Annotated in this window: 16 protein-coding genes; 5 read left to right on the forward strand and 11 right to left on the reverse strand. The window is 72.0% G+C overall.

What is annotated here, in order from left to right; translation table 11 throughout:
* Positions 1-2: 2 nt before the first annotated feature.
* Both ACWD4U_RS03895 and ACWD4U_RS03900 read right to left on the reverse strand, forming a co-directional pair.
* Positions 3-968 (reverse strand): tRNA (adenine-N1)-methyltransferase, encoded by a 966-nt coding sequence (locus ACWD4U_RS03895; RefSeq protein ID WP_363449194.1) that lies wholly within the window; start codon positions 966-968, stop codon positions 3-5.
* Between the two features lie 50 nt (positions 969-1,018).
* Entirely contained in the window at positions 1,019-2,209 is a 1,191-nt protein-coding gene (locus tag ACWD4U_RS03900) for a site-2 protease family protein (protein WP_449787090.1), read from the reverse strand.
* Positions 2,210-2,356: 147 nt separating this feature from the next.
* On the opposite strand from ACWD4U_RS03900, the gene ACWD4U_RS03905 reads away from it, so the two are divergent.
* Both ACWD4U_RS03905 and ACWD4U_RS03910 read left to right on the forward strand, forming a co-directional pair.
* A complete protein-coding gene (locus ACWD4U_RS03905) occupies positions 2,357-3,223 on the forward strand; it encodes a RecB family exonuclease (protein WP_363449192.1) in 867 nt (288 codons plus the stop codon).
* Position 3,224: 1 nt separating this feature from the next.
* Complete coding sequence (locus ACWD4U_RS03910; protein WP_363449190.1) at positions 3,225-3,896, forward strand: response regulator transcription factor; 672 nt, start codon at positions 3,225-3,227, stop codon at positions 3,894-3,896.
* 75 nt (positions 3,897-3,971) lie between these two features.
* Here ACWD4U_RS03910 and ACWD4U_RS03915 read toward each other — a convergent pair whose 3' ends face one another.
* From ACWD4U_RS03915 to metH, 3 genes are all read right to left on the reverse strand, one after another.
* Complete coding sequence (locus tag ACWD4U_RS03915; protein ID WP_363449188.1) at positions 3,972-5,567, reverse strand: ABC transporter substrate-binding protein; 1,596 nt, start codon at positions 5,565-5,567, stop codon at positions 3,972-3,974.
* A gap of 350 nt (positions 5,568-5,917) precedes the next feature.
* Complete coding sequence (locus tag ACWD4U_RS03920) at positions 5,918-6,616, reverse strand: HAD family hydrolase (protein WP_363449186.1); 699 nt, start codon at positions 6,614-6,616, stop codon at positions 5,918-5,920.
* A gap of 162 nt (positions 6,617-6,778) precedes the next feature.
* Positions 6,779-10,282: a methionine synthase gene (gene metH / locus ACWD4U_RS03925; RefSeq protein ID WP_363449184.1), complete on the reverse strand. Its 3,504-nt coding sequence runs from the start codon at positions 10,280-10,282 to the stop codon at positions 6,779-6,781.
* 147 nt (positions 10,283-10,429) lie between these two features.
* Between metH and ACWD4U_RS03930 the strand changes: the two genes are divergently transcribed.
* Positions 10,430-11,542, forward strand: coding sequence for a glycoside hydrolase family 18 protein (locus tag ACWD4U_RS03930; RefSeq protein ID WP_363449182.1), 1,113 nt, complete (start codon positions 10,430-10,432; stop codon positions 11,540-11,542).
* Positions 11,543-11,569: 27 nt separating this feature from the next.
* On the opposite strand, the gene ACWD4U_RS03935 is transcribed toward ACWD4U_RS03930, so the two are convergent.
* Together ACWD4U_RS03935 and ACWD4U_RS03940 are read right to left on the reverse strand one after the other, a co-directional pair.
* Positions 11,570-12,139: a tetratricopeptide repeat protein gene (locus tag ACWD4U_RS03935; protein WP_363449180.1), complete on the reverse strand. Its 570-nt coding sequence runs from the start codon at positions 12,137-12,139 to the stop codon at positions 11,570-11,572.
* 70 nt (positions 12,140-12,209) lie between these two features.
* Positions 12,210-14,201: an RHS repeat-associated core domain-containing protein gene (locus ACWD4U_RS03940; RefSeq protein WP_449787091.1), complete on the reverse strand. Its 1,992-nt coding sequence runs from the start codon at positions 14,199-14,201 to the stop codon at positions 12,210-12,212.
* A gap of 90 nt (positions 14,202-14,291) precedes the next feature.
* Here ACWD4U_RS03940 and ACWD4U_RS03945 point away from each other — a divergent pair, with 90 nt between their 5' ends.
* Complete coding sequence (locus ACWD4U_RS03945) at positions 14,292-14,501, forward strand: hypothetical protein (RefSeq protein WP_363449176.1); 210 nt, start codon at positions 14,292-14,294, stop codon at positions 14,499-14,501.
* A gap of 70 nt (positions 14,502-14,571) precedes the next feature.
* On the opposite strand, the gene ACWD4U_RS03950 is transcribed toward ACWD4U_RS03945, so the two are convergent.
* The 4 genes from ACWD4U_RS03950 to ACWD4U_RS03965 form a co-directional block, all read right to left on the reverse strand.
* On the reverse strand, positions 14,572-16,149 hold the full coding sequence (locus ACWD4U_RS03950; protein WP_363449174.1) for a glycoside hydrolase family 13 protein: 1,578 nt from the start codon (positions 16,147-16,149) through the stop codon (positions 14,572-14,574).
* Between the two features lie 37 nt (positions 16,150-16,186).
* Entirely contained in the window at positions 16,187-17,077 is an 891-nt protein-coding gene (locus ACWD4U_RS03955; protein WP_363449172.1) for a carbohydrate ABC transporter permease, read from the reverse strand.
* Between the two features lie 2 nt (positions 17,078-17,079).
* On the reverse strand, positions 17,080-18,024 hold the full coding sequence (locus ACWD4U_RS03960; RefSeq protein WP_363449170.1) for a carbohydrate ABC transporter permease: 945 nt from the start codon (positions 18,022-18,024) through the stop codon (positions 17,080-17,082).
* 74 nt (positions 18,025-18,098) lie between these two features.
* A complete protein-coding gene (locus ACWD4U_RS03965; RefSeq protein WP_363449168.1) occupies positions 18,099-19,529 on the reverse strand; it encodes an ABC transporter substrate-binding protein in 1,431 nt (476 codons plus the stop codon).
* A 166-nt stretch (positions 19,530-19,695) separates the two neighbouring features.
* Between ACWD4U_RS03965 and ACWD4U_RS03970 the strand changes: the two genes are divergently transcribed.
* Positions 19,696-20,709, forward strand: coding sequence for a LacI family DNA-binding transcriptional regulator (locus ACWD4U_RS03970; RefSeq protein WP_363449166.1), 1,014 nt, complete (start codon positions 19,696-19,698; stop codon positions 20,707-20,709).
* Positions 20,710-20,764: the final 55 nt, after the last annotated feature.

Raw genomic sequence — 20,764 nt, forward strand, 5'->3', positions numbered from 1 at the left:
CGTCAGTCGAGGTCGCGGGCGTCGTGGGACGCGGCCTCGCGCTGGGCCTTGCGCACGGCGGCGCGCTCGGCGAGCGTCAGCTCGGGCTCGCCGCCGGCGTCGTAGTCCTCGCCGTAGGAGCCCTTGGCGGGGCGGCGGCGGCGGAGCGGGGGCTCCACGCCGTCGGCCAGCCGGCGGGCGGTGAGCAGGAAGCCGGTGTGCCCGATCATGCGGTGGTCGGGGCGGACGGCCAGGCCCTCGAGGTGCCAGGTGCGGACCATGGTCTCCCAGGCCTGCGGCTCGGTGAAGGTGCCGTGGTCGCGCAGCGCCTCGACGGTGCGCGACATCTGCGTGGTGGTGGCCACGTAGCAGCAGATCAGGCCGCCGGGGACGAGCGCCTTGGAGGCGACGTCCAGGCACTCCCAGGGGGCGAGCATGTCGAGGATGACGCGGTCGACGTCCGCCTCGACCAGGTTGTCCTGGAGGTCGCCGACGGTGAGCTTCCACGCGGGGTGCGGTCCGCCGAAGTAGCGCTCGACGTTGCCCTTCGCGATGTCCGCGAAGTCCTGCCGGCGCTCGTAGGAGGCGAGCATGCCGGTGTCGCCGACGGCGCGCAGCAGGTAGGTGGAGAGGGCGCCGGAGCCGACGCCCGCCTCGACCACCCGGGCGCCGGCGAAGATGTCGGCCATGGCGAGGATCTGCCCCGCGTCCTTGGGGTAGATCACCGCCGCGCCGCGCGGCATGGACAGGACGTAGTCGGGGAGCAGGGGGCGCAGCGCGAGATACGGGACGTTGCCCGTCGTGCGGACGACCGTGCCCTCGGGAGCGCCGATCAGCTCGTCGTGCGGGAACGCACCCTTGTGGGTGTGGAACTGGTTCCCGGCCTGGAGCGTGAACGTGTAGTGGCGGCCCTTGGGGTCGGTCAACTGGACCTGGTCCCCGACCTGGAAGGGCCCGCGTCGGCGGGCGGCACCGGTCGGTTCGGACATGGGGGCCATCCTACGGGAGCCGGAGGCCTGCCCCCGACCACATGATCAGCTCAGGCCGCCGGGCGTCCCTGCAGGGCGGCGGTGAGCCGGCGTTCGAGGTCGCTGAGGGCGAGCACGCCGTAGGTGGTGCCGTCGGGGCGGACCACCAGGTACTCGGTGGCGGGGTTGCGGCGCAGCGCGTCGAGGACCTGCTCGCCGGCCAGGTCGACGGGGATGGTGAGGCCCGGTTCGAGGTCGCGGGCGACGGCGGTGACGGCGACCCAGGGCCGGCGGTGTTCGGGGACGGCGGTGACCGCGGACTCCTTGACCACGCCGACCGGGTCGCCGCGGCCGTCGACCAGCACGATCGCGCCGGCCTGGGCCTCGCGGGCGCGGCGCATCGCCTCGCCGAGCGGGGTGTCGGCGGGGACGTCGATGCTGCGCCGGGCGAGCTCGCGGATGCGCAGCTGGGGCAGCACCTGCTTGAGCCGGGCGTTGCGCAGCGAGTTGCCGGCGCCCTGCCAGATGATGAAGCCGAGGATGGCGGCCAGGACGCCGTCCAGCATGGCCTCGGTGGTGGAGCGTTCGGCGTTCTGGGAGGCGCCGATGATCGGCAGGCCGAGGACGACCAGGATGGCCAGGGCGCGGCCGGCCCAGACCGCGGCGAGGGTGCCCTTCATCGGGTTGCCGGTGACCGCCCAGACCACGGCGCGCAGCATCCGGCCGCCGTCCAGCGGGAGGCCGGGGAGCAGGTTGAAGGCGGCGACCACCAGGTTGGAGATCATCAGCCCGGCGAGCAGCACGCCGGGGACGGTAGCGGGTTCGACGGACCGCAGGCCGAGCCAGAACGCGCCGCCGAGGGCGAGCGAGAGCAGCGGGCCGACGAAGGCGAGCCAGAACTCCCGCCAGGGGGTGTCGGCCTCCTTCTCGATCTCGGAGACGCCGCCGAGGAACTGCAGCTGGATCCGGCGCACGCCGAGCCGGTAGCGCAGCCCGACCAGCGTGTGGGCGAGCTCGTGGACCAGCACGGAGCCGTAGAAGGCGACGGCGAAGGAGAAGGCGAGCAGGTAGCGCACGTAGCCGAGTTCGGGCAGCACGTCGGCGAGCCGGCTGCCGAAGATCCAGGTGATCAGGGCGGCCACCAGGAACCACGACGGCGTCACGTACACCGGCACGCCGAACGGCCGGCCCATCAGGATGCCGCCTCTGGGCTGGTCCCCGGTCCCCGGCTTCTCGGGTGCCCGCCCCTTGGTATCGCTCACCGTGCTCCCTTCCACTCCACCCTCGACTGGTCCTCGTACGCTACGTGATCTCCCCGCGGATCGACGGTGCACCCCGCACACCTTTCCTATACCCAGCCCTCCCGGGGGTTCGCCCGGGTTGTCCGTTCGGTGCAATAGGGTCGGGGCATGCAGGACACCGACCCCGCTCCCGCCGTCCGGCCGGCCTCCGCTCCGACCGGGCTGTCGCCGTCGCGGGCGGGCGACTTCATGACCTGCCCGCTGCTGTACCGGCTGCGGGTGATCGACCGGCTGCCGGAGCCGCCGAGCCCGGCGGCGACCCGGGGAACGCTGGTGCACGCGGTGCTGGAGCGGCTGTTCGACCACCCGGCGGCGGACCGCACGCCGGAGCGGGCGCGCGGGCTGCTGACCCCGCAGTGGGAGCGGTTGCGCGCCGAGCGGCCGGAGCTGGCCGAGTTGTTCCCGGAGGACCCGGCGGGCCTGGCGGCCTGGCTGGGCGACGCCGAGAAGCTGGTGGACCGGTGGTTCCGGCTGGAGGACCCGACCCGGCTGCACCCCGTGGAGCGCGAGCTGTACGTGGAGACGGCGCTGTCGTCGGGCCTGCTGCTGCGCGGGTACATCGACCGGGTCGACGTCGCGCCGAGCGGCGAGGTCCGGCTGGTGGACTACAAGACCGGCCGCGCGCCCTCGCGGGACTTCGAGGGCAAGGCGATGTTCCAGATGAAGTTCTACGCCCTGGTGGTGTGGCGCTGGAAGGGCGTGGTGCCCAAGCGGCTGCAGCTGGTCTACCTGGGCGGCGGCGGGGACGTGGTGACCTACGACCCGGACGAGGCGGACCTGCTGTCGGTCGAGCGGAAGTTGGAGGCGCTGTGGGAGGCGGTCTCCCGGGCGGTGGCCACCGGCGAGTTCCCGGCCACCCGCAACCGGCTCTGCGACTGGTGCGATCATCAGGCCAGTTGCCCGGAGTTCGGCGGCACTCCCCCGCCGTACCCGCTGCCCATCGCTGTTGTGACCAACCCCCGCAAGGAGTCGTAGGGTGACGATCCGTGTGCTGCTGGTGGACGACCAGCCGCTGCTGCGTACCGGTTTCCGGATGATCCTGGAGGCGGAGTCCGACCTGGTGGTGGTCGGCGAGGCGGGCGACGGGCAGCAGGCGCTGGACCAGGTCCGCGCCCTGCAGCCGGACGTGGTGCTGATGGACATCCGGATGCCGCGGATGGACGGCGTCGAGGCCACCCGCCGGATCGCCGGCCCGGGCCGCGACGGCCCGGCGAAGGTGCTGGTGCTCACCACCTTCGACCTGGACGAGTACGTGGTGGAGGCGCTGCGCGCCGGGGCCAGCGGCTTCCTGCTGAAGGACGTCCCGGCCGAGGAGCTGGTGCAGGCGATCCGGGTGGTGGCGGACGGCGCGGCGATGCTGGCCCCGTCGGTGACCCGCCGCCTGCTGGACATGTACGCCACCAAGCTGCCGTCCGGCGACGAGACCCCGCCGCAGGCGCTCACCGTGCTGACGGAGCGTGAGGTGGAGGTGCTGCGGCTGGTGGCCCGCGGGCTGTCGAACGCGGAGATCGCGGCCGAGCTGTTCGTCTCCGAGACCACGGTGAAGACCCACGTCGGCCACGTGCTGACCAAGCTGCAGCTGCGCGACCGGGTGCAGGCCGCGGTGTACGCCTACGAGAGCGGCCTGGTCCGCCCGGGCGCGCTCTAGGGTCCGCCCGGAAGCCGAACGGCCCGTCACCCCTCGCGGGGTGGCGGGCCGTTGGTTCGTGCTCCTGACGGAGCGTTACTTCTTGGTGCTGCCGATCTCCCAGAACCGGAAGACGCCGGTGTTGTCGACGGTGGCGTCGACGCCGGTGATGTTGTTCTTGGAGACGTAGAACGACTTGTTCTGGAACAGCGGGATCATCGGCACGCCGTCGGCCAGCATGTTCTGGATCTGGGCGTACTGGCCGCCCGCCGAGCGGTCGGTGAGCTTGATCGACTCGGGCACCAGCTTCTCGCTGATCTGCGGGTTGTCCCAGCCGTTGTGGAACGCGCCGCCGTCGACCACCAGCGGGCTGATGTAGTCGTCCGGGTCGGCGTAGTCGGGGGTCCAACCGACGGTGTAGGCCTGGTAGCTGCCGTTCTTCCAGCCGGCCTGGTAGGCGGTCCAGTCGGGCTCCTGGGTGACCGTCACCTGGAACAGGCCGCTGGCCTCCAGCTGCTTCTTGAAGGCCTCCAGCTCGCCGGCGCCGGCCCGGGCCCGGGACCAGGTCAGGTTGAGCTTGACCGGGGTGGTGACGTGGGCGTTGGTGAGGATCTTCTTCGCCTTGTTGACGTCCGGCTCGCCGTACTTGTCGAAGAAGGCGGTGTTGTGGCCGGTGATGCCGGCCGGGACCACCGAGTACAGCGGCTGCACGGTGCCGGCGTAGACGTCGTGGGCGAGCGCCTTGCGGTCGATCAGCTGGGCGACGGCCTGCCGGACGGCGGGGTTGCCGGCCACCGCGTCCTTGGCGTTGAACACCAGGTAGCGGGTCTCGCCGGTCTCGCCCTCGGCGACCTTCAGGTTGCCCTTGCCGGTCAGCCCGTCGTTCTTGATCTCGGCGGCCGCGGACGGCTCCAGGCTGTTGTCGGTGAGGTCGACGTCGCCGCTGTCCAGCGCGGACTTCAGCGCGTCCGGCTTGTCGAAGTACCGCAGCGTGAACTTGGTGTTCTGGAGCTTCGCGGAGCCCTTGTACTGCGAGTTCGGCACCAGGACGATCTTCGCCGGGGCCTTGCCGTTCATCTCCAGCGAGTCGATCTTGTACGGGCCGGAGCCGACCAGCTTGGTGTTGTCCAGCAGCCCGTCGGCCGGGAAGACCTGGTGGTCGACGATCGAGCCGGCCGCGGAGGCCAGCTTCGCCGGGAGCACCGCGTCCGGGGCGCCCAGGTGGAAGACCACCTCGAGGTCGCCCTTGGCCTCCACGGAGGTGATGGTCGACAGCAGCGCGGACGGGCCGGACGGGTCGTTGATCTTCTTCATCCGGTCGATGGAGAAGACCACGTCGGCGGCGGTCAGCGGGTGCCCGTTGGAGAACTTCTGCCCCGGCTTGAGGGTGCAGTGGTACGTCATGGTGTCCGTGCTGGTGAACTCGCACGCCTGCGCGGCCTCCGGCTGCGGCACGGTCGCCCCGGCCGGGAAGGAGAGCAGCGACTGGAAGGTGTTGTTCAGCACCAGCCAGGAGCCCGCGTCGTACGCACCGGCGGGGTCGAGCACGCTGGTCACGCTGGTGGTGCCCATGGTCACGGAGCTGCCGCCGTCGCCGCCGGAGGCGGCCTTCTCGACGGAGGCACAGCCGGCGGCCGTGGTGGCGACGAGCGCGGCGCAGCTGAGCACGGCCAGGCGGTTCGGCGTAGTCATGCGGGGTGGTCTTCCTTACTGCGTGCGGCCGGCTGTCGCCGGTGGCCCGGCGTCCGGCGCCGGGGTGGGGCGGCGGCCGCGGGTCGGTACGACCGTGCGCTCGCCCGCGGGCCGGGGTCTCCCGGCGGCGGTGCGGCGACGCGGTGTGGGGACTGATCGGATGTAGCGTGCCACATCGGCTCCGGACGGTCACCGGCCGCGCGAGGGGCCGGTGACCGGGGTCCGGACGATCATTCCGGGGCGTCCGACGAGTTGTCAGGCAATGCCCGATTTCGCCCCTGATGACGGACACGTTCCGCATACCACCGAATGCGGAACGACACCGGCATACCACCCGGCCGAGACGAACGTCACACCCTGGTGCCGGCCAGAGTGTGCAGCAGCTCCAGGTCGACCTGCTCCAGCGAGGACAGCACCAGCCGGCCCGGGGCCGGCTCGATGGCGGCCACCGAGGGCACCGCGATCACCGGGCAGCCGGCCGCCTCGGCGGCCCGCACGCCGGTCGGCGCGTCCTCGATGACGACGCAGCGGGCCGGCTCGGCGCCGAACCGGGCGACCGCGGCCAGGTACGGGTCGGGGTGCGGCTTGGTGCGCGGCACCTCGTCGCCGGCGATGGAGAAGGCGAAGTTCTCGGCCCCCAGGCTGTGCAGCACGATGTCGATGATGTGCCGGTGCGAGGCGGACACCAGGGCGGCCGGGACGCCGTGCGCGGCCAGCGTGTTCAGCAGCCGCTCGGCGCCGGGCATCAGCGGGACGCCGCCGCCGAGCAGGTCGACGAAGCGCTGGTTGATCAGCACCGTCAGCTCGGCCGGGCTGAGCTGCACGCCGGTGCGGCCCCGCAGGTAGTCGATCACCCGGGTCATCGGTCCGCCGACCACCTGGGCCCGGTCGGTGGCGTCCAGCGCGTGTCCCAGCTCGGCGAAGAGCGTGACCTCGGCCTGCCACCAGAAGTCCTCCGTGTCGACCAGGGTGCCGTCCATGTCCAGCAGCACGGCCTGCAGGCCGGTGCCGGAGCCGCCGACGCGGATGGGGGTCGAGACCGTCGTCATGCCCGCCGTCCTTCCGAGAGGTCGCCCGGAGCGCGTCCGGGGATGGCACAGGCCGGCCCGCAGGTGAGCGGACCGGCCCGTTCAGGATCATCAAGCTTACGCCCGGGGCTGGTGTTTGCACCGAACGCGCACGAGGCGAACGGATGACCCCGGGTTGAAGATCTACCTGGCGTTGAAGTACTTCGCCTCGGGGTGGTGGATCACGATCGCGTCGGTGGACTGCTCGGGGTGCAGCTGGTACTCCTCGCTGAGGATCACTCCGACCCGCTCGGGCTTCAGCAGCTCGGCGATCTTGGCGCGGTCCTCCAGCTCCGGGCAGGCGCCGTAGCCGAGCGAGAACCGGGCGCCGCGGTACTTGAGCGCGAACATGTCGCGCACGTCCTGCGGGTCCTCGTCGCCGAAGCCCAGCTCGAAGCGCACCCGGGCGTGCCAGAACTCGGCCAGCGCCTCGGCCAACTGCACGGACAGGCCGTGCAGTTCGAGGTAGTCGCGGTAGGAGTCGGCGGCGAACAGCTCGTTCGCGGCCTCGGAGATCCGGTTGCCCATGGTGACCACCTGCAGGCCGACCACGTCGCGCTCGCCGCTCTCCTCCGGGCGGAAGAAGTCGGCCAGGCAGAGCCGCCGGCCGCGGCGCTGGCGGGGGAAGGTGAAGCGGGTCCGCTCGGAGCCGTCCTCGCCGTACAGCACCAGGTCGTCGCCCTTGGAGTTGGCCGGGAAGTAGCCGTAGACCACGGCGGGCTCCAGCCAGCCCTCGGTCTGCAGCCGGTCCAGCCACATCCGCAGCCGCGGCCGGCCCTCGGTCTCCACCAGCTCCTCGTAGCTGGGCCCGCCGCTGCGCGCCGCCTTCAGGCCCCACTGGCCCTTGAACAGCGCGTCCTCGTCCAGCCAGGACGCGTAGTCCTGGAACGGGATGCCCTTGACGATCCGGTCGCCCCAGAACGGCGGGACCGGCACCCGGTTGTCGGTGGCCACGTCGGAGCGGATCTGCCCGAGGTTGACCTCCTCCGGCTCCTCCACCTCGACCCGGGCGTGCCGGCGCTGCTTGAGCTCGGGCAGCACGGCGCCGGGCACGCCGCGCTTGACGGCGACCAGGGCGTCCATCAGCCGCAGGCCCTCGAAGGCGTCCCGGGCGTAGCGGACCTCGCCCTGGTAGACGGCGTGCAGGTCCTGCTCGACGTAGGCGCGGGTGAGCGCGGCGCCGCCGAGGATGACGGGGTAGTCGGCGGCGAGTCCGCGCTGGTTGAGCTCCTCCAGGTTCTCCTTCATGATCACCGTGGACTTGACCAGCAGGCCGGACATGCCGATCACGTCGGCCTTGTGCTCCTGCGCGGCGTCCAGGATCGCCGAGACGGGCTGCTTGATGCCGAGGTTGACGACGGTGTAGCCGTTGTTGGAGAGGATGATGTCGACCAGGTTCTTGCCGATGTCGTGGACGTCGCCCTTGACGGTGGCCAGCACGATGGTGCCCTTGCCCGCGCTGTCGGCCTTCTCCATGTGCGGCTCCAGGTGGGCCACCGCGGCCTTCATCACCTCGGCGGACTGGAGCACGAACGGCAGCTGCATCTGGCCGGAGCCGAACAGCTCGCCGACCACCTTCATGCCGGACAGCAGCGTGTCGTTGATGATCTCCAGCGCCGGACGCTCCGTCAGCGCGTCGTCCAGGTCGGCTTCCAGGCCCTTGCGCTCGCCGTCGATGATCCGGCGCTGCAGGCGCTCGTCCAGCGGCAGGGCCGCCAGCTCCTCGGCCTTGGACGCGGCGTTCGAGGCCGCGGAGACGCCCTCGAACAGCTGCAGCAGCTTCTGCAGCGGGTCGTAGCCCTCGGCGCGGCGGTCGTAGACCAGGTCGAGGGCGGTGGCCCGCTGCTCCTCGGGGATCCGGTTCATCGGCAGGATCTTGGCGGCGTGCACGATCGCCGAGTCCAGGCCGGCCTCCACGCACTCGTGCAGGAAGACCGAGTTGAGCACCTGTCGGGCGGCCGGGTTGAGGCCGAAGGAGATGTTCGACAGCCCGAGCGTGGTCTGCACGGCGGGGTGACGGCGCTTCAGTTCGCGGATCGCCTCGATGGTCTCGATGCCGTCGCGGCGGGACTCCTCCTGGCCGGTGGCCAGCGTGAAGGTGAGGCAGTCCACCAGGATCGAGGACTCGTCGACGCCGTACTCGGTGGTGAGCTGCTCGATCAGCCGCTCGGCGATCGCCACCTTGGTCTCGGCGGTGCGGGCCTGGCCCTCCTCGTCGATGGTGAGGGCGATCAGGCCGGCGCCGTGCTCCCGGGCCAGCGCGGCGATCCTCCCGAACCGGGTGTCCGGGCCGTCGCCGTCCTCGTAGTTGACGGAGTTGAGCACCGCGCGGCCGCCGAGCGCCTCCAGGCCGGCCCGCAGCACCGGCGGCTCGGTGGAGTCCAGCACGATCGGCAGGGTGGAGGCGGTGGCCAGGCGGGTCGCGACCTCGGTCATGTCGGCGACGCCGTCGCGGCCGACGTAGTCGACGCACAGGTCGAGCAGGTGGGCGCCCTCGCGGATCTGCTCGCGGGCGATCTCCACGCAGGCCTGCCAGTCGCCGGCCAGCATCGACTCGCGGAACTTCTTCGAGCCGTTGGCGTTGGTGCGCTCGCCGATCGCCAGGTAGGAGGTGTCCTGCCGGAACGGCACCGACTGGTACAGCGAGGCGGCGGCCGGCTCGGGCTTCGGCTCGCGCACCGCGATCGGGCGGCCCTGCACCCGCTCGACCACCTGGCGCAGGTGCTCGGGGGTGGTGCCGCAGCAGCCGCCGACCAGCGCCAGGCCGTACTCGCGGGTGAACGCGTCGTGCGCGTCGGCGAGTTCGACCGGGCTGAGCGGGTAGTGCGCGCCGTCCTTGGTGAGCACCGGCAGGCCGGCGTTCGGCATGCAGGACAGGCCGACCTTGGCGTTCTTCGCCAGGTAGCGCAGGTGCTCGCTCATCTCGGCGGGGCCGGTGGCGCAGTTCATGCCGATGAAGTCGATGCCGAGCGGCTCCAGCGCGGTCAGCGCCGCGCCGATCTCCGAGCCGAGCAGCATGGTGCCGGTGGTCTCCACGGTGACCTGGGCGAGGATCGGCAGGTCGAGGCCGGCCTCGGCGAGCGCGGCCTTGCAGCCCAGGATCGAGGCCTTGGTCTGCAGCAGGTCCTGGCTGGTCTCCACCAGCAGCGCGTCGGCGCCGCCGGCGATCAGGCCCGCCGCGTTCAGCCGGAAGCCCTCGCGGACCACCGCGAAGGTGGTGTGGCCGAGGGTGGGCAGCTTGGTGCCGGGGCCGATCGAGCCGAGCACCCAGCGGGTGCGGCCGTCCTCGGCGGTGTGCGCGTCGGCGGCCTCCCGGGCGATCCGGGCACCGGCCTCGGAGAGTTCGAAGACCCGGTCCGAGATGTCGTACTCGCCGAGCGCGGCGTGGTTGGCGCCGAAGGTGTTGGTCTCCACGCAGTCCACGCCGACCGCGAAGTAGGCGTCGTGCACCGAGCGGACGATGTCCGGACGGGTCACGTTGAGGATCTCGTTGCAGCCCTCCAGCTGCTCGAAGTCCTCCAGCGTGGGCTCCTGCGCCTGCAGCATCGTGCCCATCGCGCCGTCGGCGACCACCACCCGGGTGGCGAGAGCCTCCCGCAAGGCGTCGGCGCGGTCCTGCTGAGTGGACGTGGGTACGGCGATGGCCATGAGGCTGCTCCCTGAGTGCGACGGCTGTCGGCTATGCGGCCCCACCTGGATCGGGGGCGCACCCCGCCAGGGTATCGGGCCGGTGCCCGGGCGGCGGAACCCGTTTCGCATCGTGGGCGTCCTTGTCCACCGGAAGGGAGCGTGACCATGACCGAACCGGGGGGACGGCGCCGGGAATTGCGGCCGTCGAGAGCGCCGAGCTGGTCCGAATGGCGGACGCTGCCGGGCCGGGCGCGTCGCCGCTGGGCGGGCCGGGTCCGCTGGTCCTGGCGGCGGCGCGCCGTCACCGCGCTCGGCCTGGCGCTCGTCCTGGCGGTACTGCCGCTGCTCGGCGCGGCGGTCGCGCTGCGCTGGGGCTACGCGGGCGAGCCGCCGGCGGACGCCCGCACCCGCGGCCGGGACGCGCTCTGGCTCGGCCACGCCTGGGTGGACGGCCGCCGCTCCCCCGCCGACCTCGGCTCGCTGGTCGCCCGGCTGGCCGGCACCGGCATCCACGACCTGTACGTGCACACCGGGCCGCTCGGCCACGACGGTTCGCTGGACCCGGCGCTGGCGCCCGGCGCCGCGGACTTCGTGCGGCGGGCGCACGCCGCGCTGCCCGGGGTGCGGGTGCAGTCCTGGCTGGGCGACGTGGTCGCCCCGGAGAAGGACGGCCTGCACCTGGACGATCCCGCGGTGCGCGGCCGGGTGGCCGACTCGGCCCGGCAGGTGCTCGACCTCGGCTTCGACGGCGTCCACCTGGACCTGGAGCCGGTGCACTCCGGTTCGCCCGGCTTCCTCGCCCTGCTCGACGAGGTCCGCGGCGTGACCGCGGCGCGCGGGGCGCCGCTGTCGGTGGCGGCCCCGCAGATCGACCCGTGGCCGGGCGTCGGGCGGGTCTCGCTGGCGCTGACCGGCCACGGCAAGTGGTGGTCCCGCGGGTACTTCGCCGAGGCGGCCCGGCGGGTCGACCAGATCGCGGTGATGTCCTACGACACCTCGATGCCGGTGGAGTCGCTGTACGGCGGCTACGTCGCCCGGCAGACCTCGCTGGCGCTGGCCGCCACCCCGCCCGGCACCGACCTGCTGATGGGCCTGCCCGCCTACTGGGCCGACAGCTCCACCCACCACGGCGACGCGGAGACCGTCCGCGCCGCCGTCCGCGGCGCCCGCCTCGCCCTCGGCCCGGACGCCCGCCAGAACTTCGGCCTGGCGCTCTACGTCGACTTCGCCGCGACCCCGGACCACTGGGCGGCCTACCGCGACGGCTGGTGCATCTGACGCCCCGCCAGGACCTGGCGTCAATCCCTAGCGGGAGCGGCGCAGGCGCCAGCGCTTGAGGGCGGGGAGGCGGCGGAGGGCCGCGCGGTCGTGGTCGTCGGGCGGGAGGCCGAGGCGTTCGCGGACGGTGCGGCGCTCCTCGGACAGCTGCGACAGCGGCCGCAGGCCCGGCGCGTCGGGGAGGGGCGCGTCGGGCTCGGCCAGCCGGAGCACCAGGGCGAGGGCGGTGTCGTAGTTCGCCAGGGCCTCGGGGAGCAGTCCGGCCCGGTCGAGGTGGCCGGCCAGTTCCCGGTGCTCGCGCCAGTCCGCCCGCCGGTCGGTCAGCCGCTGCGCGGCCGCGGCGACGGCCCGCCCCTCCTCCTCGCGGCCGGCCCTCAGCAGGGCGTACGCCAGCACGGGTGACGCGGCGTCATCCGGGTCGCCGCTCTGCTCGGCGACGGACCTCAGCAGTTCGACCGCCCGGTCGTACGCACCGGCCGTCGCGAAGTGTTCCCCGGCCTGGGAGAGGAACGCCAGGCGGTCCTCCGGGCGGGCGTCGGCCGCGGCCCGTTCGAGTGCGCGGGCCTCGGCGGCCCAGTCCCAGTCGGCTTTGGTCATGGTGGTTCTCTCGTGGTCTCGGAACGGGGCGGGTGCGGGGGCGCCTCGACGCCCCCGCACCCGGGTGGGGTCAGCGGCGGTGGCGCCGCTGGGTGGCCAGGAACAGCTTCATCAGGAGGCTGTTGCGCGGGACGTTCAGACCTCCCGCCCGCAGGACGCCGCCACAATACGTGGCGCAGCTGTTGTGCATGTAGTCGTACGTGCCGATGCTCTTCGGACGCTTCGCGTAGGCGCCGTCCATCGCGCCGTGTGCTCCGTGCGTGTTGGGGACGTGGATGTCGAAGGCCCGGTTGAACGGACCGTGGCGGTTGGTGGACGGCTCGGTCTTGGGACCGGGCTTGAGGTTGCCGTTGCTGGCGTAGCCGTGCGCGTGGCGGGAGCCCTCCTCGCCGTGGACCTGGATGCTGTAGTGCTCGTTCCCGGTATGGCCGTAGTGGAAGACGGTCGCGTTGGGGGCGCCGCGGCGGCCGGCTCGGGCGGCACCGGCAAAGGCCCGTCCGGCACTTCCGCCGCGCCTGATGCCGCTGCCGACGTGCTTGGACAGCTTGCCGAGCACCAGGCCGGTGGCGACGTCCTTGAACGCCTGCTTGTAGTGGCCGTGGTACACGTCGCCGGCGACGTGCGAGGCGTACAGGCCGGTGTTGACCGCCCGGGCCCCCTTGCCGATGGCGCCGACCACGCGGGCGGTCTTGCTGGCGGCGGCGACGCCGCGCAGCGCGATGGCGCCCTCGCCGACGGCGGGGATGTAGGACGCGACGGCGAGTACGGCCATCGCGCAGTTGCCCCAGCCCGGGTGGGTGGCGCAGCTGACCACGTCGGCGGCGCCGGAGACCTGGTAGACGAAGTTGGCGCCGGTCTCCAGGGCGCTGACCGGGTGCTCGACGACGTTGGTGACGGTGCTGGAGACCGCGTGGGCGGCCGACTTCAGCCACTTCGGCCAGTGGCCGTCGGGGTCGGTGAAGGCCAGCGGGTCGCCGTCGGCGTAGGCGTAGCGGTCCTGGGCGATGCTGGGGTTGGGGTCGGACCACCACGGGTCCATGCCCTCGACGGCGTACCGGTCGGGCAGGTCCGAGACCACGTGGTCGGGGCTGTAGGTGTCGCGGGAGGTGAAGGTGCTGGTCGACGGGTCGTACCAGCGCGCCAGCATGTCGACCTTGCCGGTCACCGCGTCGGTGTAGTCGGACTGGAAGCCGAGCGAACGCCGGGTGCCCGCGGTGGCGATGGTGTTGCCGAGCGGGTCGAAGGCGGCCGAGTCGGCGAGCGCGGTGCCCGTCGGGGCGAGGTCGCCGACGAGGTCGTCGTGCTGGTCGGTCAGGGCGATGGTGTGGCTGCCGCCCTGGGCGATGCCGGTGATCACGCCGCCGGGATCGCGGGAGTAGGCCGCGGTGCCGTCGGAGGCGACCAGGTCACCGGTTCCGGAGTAGGCGAGCGTGGTGGCGCCGGTGGTCAGCAGCCGGTCGAAGGCGTCGTAGTCGTAGGACTGGGCGCCGTCGTTTCGAAGCCGGTCGAAGGCGTCGAACTGCATCGCCTCGGTGGCTCCGCCGTGCGGGGTCTTGCCGGACATGGTGCCGCGGGCGGTGTACGTGTAGCTCGCCGTGCCGTCGTCCAGCAGCCGGTTGCGGGCGTCGAAGCTCTGCGTCCGGTTGCCGATCTGGGTGCGGTTGCCGGCGGCGTCGTACCCGTAGGCCGTGGTCGTGGTCCCGTTGTTCCAGGAGGTCAGGCGGCCGGTCTGGTCGTAGGTGTAGGTGTTGGCGGCGGCCCCGGCGAAGCCGGTGGTGGTCTTGCCGGTGAGCTGGTCGTCGAGGTTGTAGGTGTAGGTCGTCGAGGCGACGGTGCCGCCGCTGCCGGCGGTGACGGTGTCGCTGGTCATCCGGTGCAGCGCGTCGTAGCCGAAGCTGCGGCCGGCGTTGCCGACGCCGTAGCCGACGCTGACGGGCTGGGAGTCCCGGTCGTACCCGTAGCCGGCGGTGGCGCCGGAGGCCGGGTCGGTCATGGTGGCCAGTCGGCCGGCCTTGTCGTAGGTGTAGGACGAGGTGCCGGCGGCGTCGGTGCGGGAGGTCATCTTCCCGGCGCCGTCGTAGCCGAACGAGGAACTCGCGCCTCCTACGTCACCACCACCGCCGACCACGCCGAGGCCGCCCTCGGCGGGCTGTTGATCCGCGACTGCTCGCTGATCGTCACCGCCGCCGCCGACCCCGCGATCGCCCGCGCCGTCACCGAGGCGGCCGGCGCCCACCCCGCCCAGCACTTCCTGTTGATCGCCCCCGACCCCGCCACCCCCAACCTGCAGACCCTCCCCGAGGGCCCCGACCTCCCGACCAGGCTGCGCGACGCCGTGACGGCGAGCGCGAAGCACTCCTGACGGAGCGTCGACAGACGGATCCGCCCGGGGGGCGTCTCACCCCCGGGCGGACCACCCGCACGCCACGGCCCTAGCGGCGGAGCCACACCGCCGTGTCGGTCGGGAGTTGACCGTCCGTCAGTTCGCTGCTGGCGAGAACGACTTCGGCGTCGGTGGGGAGCGGGAGCGCTCCCGCGGTGAGGTTGACGAGGCAGTGCAGGTCGTCGCGGGTGAAGGAGAGGACGCCGGGCGGGGCGTCCGCGCTCCAGGTGAGGGGGCCGGTGATGGTGCGGCGGAGGTGGAGTGCGGTGCGGTAGAGCTCCAGCATGGAGGCGGGGTCGCCGGTCTGGGCGGCGACGGTGAGCGGGGCCCAGTCGGCGGGCTGCGGCAGCCAGGGGTCCTTGCCCTCGCGGGTGAAGCCGTACGGCGGGTGGTCGCCGGTCCAGGGCAGCGGGACGCGGCAGCCGTCGCGGCCGGGGTCGGTGCCGCCGGAGCGGAAGTGCATCGGGTCCTGCAGGGCGGCCAGCGGGAGGTCCTCGACCTCGGGCAGGCCGAGCTCCTCGCCCTGGTAGACGTAGAGCGAGCCGGGCAGCGCCAGCGTGAGCAGGGCGGCGGCGCGGGCCCGCCGGCGGCCGAGCACCAGGTCGGTCGGGGTGCCGAAGGCCTTGGCGGCGAACTCGAAGCGGGTGTCCTCGCGCCCGTAGCGGGTGATGGTGCGGGTGACGTCGTGGTTGGCGAGCACCCAGGTCGCCGGGGCGCCGACGGGCGCGTGCGCGGCGAGCGTGGTGTCGATCGACTCCCGGAGCGCGGCGGCGTCCCAGGGACGGGCCAGGAAGTCGAAGTTGAACGCGGTGTGCATCTCGTCCGGGCGCAGGTAGCGGGCGAAGCGCTCCGCGTCGGGGACCCAGACCTCGCCGATCAGGACCCGCGGCGGGCTGTAGCCGTCGGCGACCGCGCGCCAGGTGCGGTAGATGCCGTGCAGGTCGTCCCGGTCGACGTAGGGGTGCGGGCGGCCGGGTTCGACGTCGGCGAGCTCGGGGTCCTTGGTGAGCAGGCCGGCCGAGTCGATGCGCACGCCCGCGGCGCCGCGGTCGAACCAGAACCGCAGGATGTCCAGGTGTTCGGCGCGGACCTGCGGGTGCTCCCAGTTGAGGTCGGGCTGGGCGGCGGCGAACAGGTGGAGGTACCACTGGCCGTCGGGGAGCCGGGTCCACGGGCAGCCGCCGAACTCGGACTTCCACTCGTTGGGCGGGAGCTCGCCCTCGGCGCCGCGGCCCTCGCGGAAGTGGAACAGGTCGCGCTCCGGGCTGCCGGGGGCGGCGGCGAGCGCGGCCTGGAACCACGGGTGCCGGTCGGAGACGTGGTTGGGCACGATGTCGACGATGGTGCGCAGGCCCAGTTCGGCGGCCTCGGCGATCAGCTGCTCGGCCTCGGCGAGGGTGCCGAAGGCGGGGTCGACGTCCCGGTAGTCGGCGACGTCGTAGCCGCCGTCGGCCATCGGCGAGGGGTACCAGGGGTTGAACCACAGCGCGTCGAAGCCGAGTTCGGCCAGGTAAGGCAGGTTTGCGCGCACTCCGGCGAGGTCCCCGATCCCGTCGCCGTTGCCGTCGGCGAAACTGCGCGGGTACACCTGGTAGATCGCCGCGTTCCGCCACCACTGCTCTGACACGGTCAGGGTTTCCTTTCAGAAGTTGTCGGTGCGGGACTCAGCCCTTGAGGCTGCCCGCGGTGAGGCCCGCCATGATGTTGCGCTGGAAGACCAGGAACAGGGCGATGGTCGGGATGGAGGCGATGAACAGGCCCGCGATCAGCGAGTTCTGCGGCATGGAGGTCGCCGCGGTGTTGACCCCGACGTTCAGCGTCTCGTGCGCGGGCACGGTGATCAGCGGCCACAGGAAGTCCTTCCAGACCGCGACCAGGCCGAAGATCGACACCACGCCGAGGATCGGCCGCGACAGCGGGAGCACGACGGACCACAGCACCCGGACCGGACCCGCCCCGTCGATCGCGGCCGCGTCGAGCAGCTCGTTGGGGATCGAGTCGAAGAACCGCTTGAGCAGGAAGATGTTGAAGGCGTTGGCCACGGTGGGCAGCCAGATCACCCACGGGGTGTTCATCAGGTTCCAGTGCACCAGCGGCAGGTCGAGCACCGTCAGGTACTGCGGGATCACCAGGGCGGCCGCGGGGATCATCATGGAGGCCAGCATCATGCCCAGGATCACGTTGCCGAGCACCGGGCGCAGCTTGGACAGCGAGTACGCGGCGGCGACGCAGAACACCAGCTGCAGGAGCAGCGCGCCGCCGGCGTAGACGACCGTGTTGAGCAGCAGCTGGGCCATCCCGAGCCGGTCCCATGCCTCGGTGAAGGCGTGCGTGCTGGGGTTGCTGGGGATGAGCGTGGGCGGGGTCTGGACCAGTTCCTGGGAGGACTTGAAGCCGCCGGTCGCCATCCAGTACAGCGGGCCGACGAAGACCACGGTGGTGATCAGCAGGGTGAGGGCCAGCACGATCCGGTAGGTCCGGCGTCCGCCGGGCTGGTTGAGGCGGACAGGTGAGATCAGGGTGCGGGTGGCGGCACTGCGGGCGGTCTTGCTCATCGTCACTCCTCCCCGCCCCGGCGCTCCAGCCACAGGTAGACGGCCGAGAAGCAGCCGAGTACCAGCAGCAGGACGACTCCCAGTGCGGCCGCGGTGTTGAACTTGTCGTAGCTGAACGCGTAGTTGTAGAGCAGGTAGACCACCGTCGTGGTCGAGCCCTGGGGTCCGCCGCCGGTGAGCACGAAGGACTCGGTGAACATCTGCATGGTGGCGACCACCTGCAGCATCAGCATCAGCGAGAGGATCAGGCGGGTCTGCGGCACGGTGACGTGCCAGATCCGCCGCAGCACGCCGGCCCCGTCCAGTTCGGCGGCCTCGTAGAGCTCGCCGGGGATGCTCTGCAGGGCGGCGAGGTAGACCAGGGTGGCGCTGCCCATGTTGGCCCAGGTCGAGACGATGACCAGGGAGAACATCGCGGTGTCCTGCGAGGCCAGCCAGGACGAGGTGGGCAGGTGCAGGGCGTGCAGGATCTGGTTGAACAGGCCGTAGCCGGGGTCCATGAAGTACTTGAAGAGCAGGATGCCCGCGACCGGGGGCAGCATCACGGGCAGGTACACCAGGGCCCGCAGGTAGCTCTGCGCGTGCCGGAACTCGTTGATCACGATCGCCGAGACGAACGGCGCCACGAAGCCGAAGACCAGCGCGACGCCGGTGAACTCCAGGGTGTGGCGCCAGGCCGGCCAGAACTCGGGGTCGGCGAAGATCTGCCGGAAGTTGTCGAAGCCGACCCAGTGGGTCTCGCCGTAGCGGACCTTCTGGAACGACATGACGATCTCGCGGACCATCGGGTACCAGGTGAACAGCGCGAAGCAGAGCAGGGCGCCGATCAGGAAGGCGTGGGCCCGCAGGTTGCGCGCCAGCGAGCGGCGCAGGGCACCGCCCGGCGGCCGGGTGGCGGTGCGGGCCGCTTCGGCGCGGGCCCGGCCGCGAGTCAGCGTGGTGGTCATGGGGGTGACTCCTCGTCAGGGTGCCGGCCGCCGGCCGGACCGCGGGGAGGCGCGGTCCGGCCGGACGGCACGGGTCACTGGTTGGCCAGGATCTGGTTCGCCTGGGACTCGGCGGTGGCGAGCACGCTGTCGAGGTTCGCGTTGGGGTCGGTCATGGCCGCCGACATGGCGGTGTCGAGGACCTTGTAGAGCTGCTGGGCGGCCGGGGGCTCGGTCAGCGTGGTGGTGGGGTTCTTGACGTAGGGGTCGTAGTTGGTCAGCGGCAGGTTGCCGTTGGTCTTCAGCGACGCGGTGATCGCCTGGATCTGCGGCGAGTCGGCGCTCCAGAAGTACGGCTGCGGGACGGCGATCGCGACCGGGTCCTTGCTGCTGCCGGCCAGGGTCTTGGCGCGGGCGAAGTTGAACTGGCCGGCGTCGGGGGTCTGGTACTGGAAGTTGATCCAGGCGATCTCGGCCTTGATCTGGTTCGGGGTCTGGCCCTTCTTGATGTAGTACAGGTCGCCGCCGCCGAGGCTGTTGCCCGGGCCGCTGGCGCCCGGCATCGGGCCGAGGCCGTAGGCGTTCTTGTCCGCGCCGAGCACCTCGATCAGGTGCTTCACGACGTCGGGCGCGCCGAGGAACATGCCGACCTTGCCGGTGGCCAGCGGCGGGAAGGCGTCGGCCCACTGGGTGACCGGGGTGGCGCTGATGCTCTGGTCGGTGAAGCGCATGTCGTGCAGGCGCTTGAGGACCTGCTTGCCCTCCGCCGAGTTGAAGGCGGCCTTCTTGCCGTCCGCCGAGACCATCTTGCCGCCGAGGCTGTAGAGCTCGGAGGTGAAGTGCCAGCCGCCGGTGTTGCCGCCGCTGTAGTCCTCGTAGCCGGAGATGCCGTTGCCCAGCGCGGCGATCTTCTTGGCCGCGGCCTGCACCTCGTCCCAGGTCGTCGGCGGCTTGTCCGGGTCGAGGCCGGCCTGCTTGAACAGGTCGCGGTTGTAGACCAGGCCGGTGCTGTAGTAGTTGATCGGCAGCGCGTAGACCTTGTTGTCGACCGTCATGTTCTGCTTGACGCTCGGCAGCATGGACGAGAAGCCCGGCACCGTCTGGTCGTTGACGTACTTGGTGATGTCCTGCGCGTCGCCCGAGTTGAGGGTCTGCTCGCGGTCGGTGAAGTAGGCGTGGAACGCGCCGGTCTCGTCGTGCGCCTTGTACTGCGCGGTCTGCTGGGCCGGCACCTCGCACTGGCCGACGTACGGCTTCGCGTTGATGGTGACGTTCGGGTACTTGGTCTTGAAGAGCGCGAGGTCGTCGGCGTAGTTGGCCTTGCCCGCGGCCTGGTCCGCACCCGGAGCGCAGTCGATGGAGATGGTGACGGTCGCGTTCGGGTCGAGCGGCTTGCCGTCCGCCACCCCGCCGGCGGCATCGCTGCTGCCGGCGGAGGAGCCGCTGCTGCTGCAGGCGGCGGCGGTCAGCAGCATCCCGGCCGCGAGCGCGACGACGGCCATTCTGCTCGATCTGTTCAGCTTCATGCGTACCCCATGGGTGGGAGAGGTTTCGGTGAGGCCGGGCGAACGCCGACGTGTGAGGAACGTAGGTCCTTGAACGTCTCTACGCAAGAGGTTGACGAGAAAGCGAAAAGTTACGACTACGCATCGGACGACAATGTTCTTGCGCGCATCTGTTCTACTTTTGCGCATGAAGAGCAAGCTTTCCCTGGTGGCGCAGCAAGTGGGAGTCAGCGAGGCCACGGTCAGCCGGGTCCTCAACGGCCGGCCGGGGGTCGGCGCCGCCACCCGGGTCGCGGTGCTCACCGCCCTCGACGTGCTCGGCTACGAGCGGCCGACCCAGCTGCGCGGGGAACGCGCCCGGCTCATCGGGCTGGTGCTGCCGGAGCTGCAGAACCCGATCTTCCCGGCGCTGGCCGAGGCGGTCGCGGGCGCGCTCGCGCAACGCGGTTTCACGCCGCTGCTGTGCACCCGGACCGCGGGCGGCCTCGGGGAGGCAGGCCACGTCAGCATGCTGCTCGACCAGCAGGTCTCCGGCGTGGTCTTCGCGGGCGGCCACTGCGCCGAGGCCGACGCCTCCCACGAGCACTTCGCGCAGCTGCGCGAACGCGGCGTCCCCGTGGTGCTGTTGAACGCCTCCGTGGAGCGGCTCGGCTTCCCGCAGGTCTCCACCGACGACACGGTCGCGGTGGCCCAGGCCTTCGGCCACCTGAGCACGCTGGGCCACGAGCGGATCGGCCTGATGGTCGGCCCTGCGGACCACGTGCCGTCCCGCCGCAAACTCGCCTCGTACACCCGCCAGTACGCCCTGCAGGGCCGCGAGCCGCGCCCCGAGTGGGTCGCCCACGCCCTCTTCGGCCTGGAGGCCGGCCACGCCGCCGCCCGGCGCCTGCTGGACGCCGGCGTCACCGGCGTCATCTGCGCCAGCGACCCGCTCGCGCTGGGCGTGGTCCGGGCCGCCCGCCGGGCCGGCCTCGACGTCCCCGGCGACCTCTCGGTGATCGGCTACGACGACTCGGTCTTCATCAACTGCACCCGCCCCCCGCTGACCACCGTCCGCCAGCCGATCCAGGAGCTGGGCCGGGCGGCCGTCGACCTCCTGGTCGGCCAGATCGACGGCGGCGCCGTCGCCCCCGGCGAACTCCTCTTCGAGCCCGAACTCGTCGTCCGCGGCTCCACCGGCCCGGTCCCGCGCCGGGTCTGACGCCCCGTCGGGCCTCCGACGGCGCACCGTTCCCGGACATGCCGAACAGGGCGGG

The sequence above is a fragment of the Kitasatospora sp. NPDC002522 genome (assembly GCF_053595195.1).

Coding starts and splice junctions, on each gene's coding strand:
- ACWD4U_RS03905 (WP_363449192.1), top strand. CDS start 2,357: ATGCAGGACACCGACCCCGCTCCCGCCGTCCGGCCGGCCTCCGCTCCG.
- ACWD4U_RS03935 (WP_363449180.1), bottom strand. CDS start 12,139: ATGACCAAAGCCGACTGGGACTGGGCCGCCGAGGCCCGCGCACTCGAA.
- ACWD4U_RS03960 (WP_363449170.1), bottom strand. CDS start 18,024: ATGACCACCACGCTGACTCGCGGCCGGGCCCGCGCCGAAGCGGCCCGC.
- ACWD4U_RS03895 (WP_363449194.1), bottom strand. CDS start 968: ATGTCCGAACCGACCGGTGCCGCCCGCCGACGCGGGCCCTTCCAGGTC.
- ACWD4U_RS03955 (WP_363449172.1), bottom strand. CDS start 17,077: ATGAGCAAGACCGCCCGCAGTGCCGCCACCCGCACCCTGATCTCACCT.
- ACWD4U_RS03965 (WP_363449168.1), bottom strand. CDS start 19,529: ATGAAGCTGAACAGATCGAGCAGAATGGCCGTCGTCGCGCTCGCGGCC.
- metH (WP_363449184.1), bottom strand. CDS start 10,282: ATGGCCATCGCCGTACCCACGTCCACTCAGCAGGACCGCGCCGACGCC.
- ACWD4U_RS03940 (WP_449787091.1), bottom strand. CDS start 14,201: ATGACCTCCCGCACCGACGCCGCCGGCACCTCGTCCTACACCTACGAC.
- ACWD4U_RS03920 (WP_363449186.1), bottom strand. CDS start 6,616: ATGACGACGGTCTCGACCCCCATCCGCGTCGGCGGCTCCGGCACCGGC.
- ACWD4U_RS03930 (WP_363449182.1), top strand. CDS start 10,430: ATGACCGAACCGGGGGGACGGCGCCGGGAATTGCGGCCGTCGAGAGCG.
- ACWD4U_RS03970 (WP_363449166.1), top strand. CDS start 19,696: ATGAAGAGCAAGCTTTCCCTGGTGGCGCAGCAAGTGGGAGTCAGCGAG.
- ACWD4U_RS03915 (WP_363449188.1), bottom strand. CDS start 5,567: ATGACTACGCCGAACCGCCTGGCCGTGCTCAGCTGCGCCGCGCTCGTC.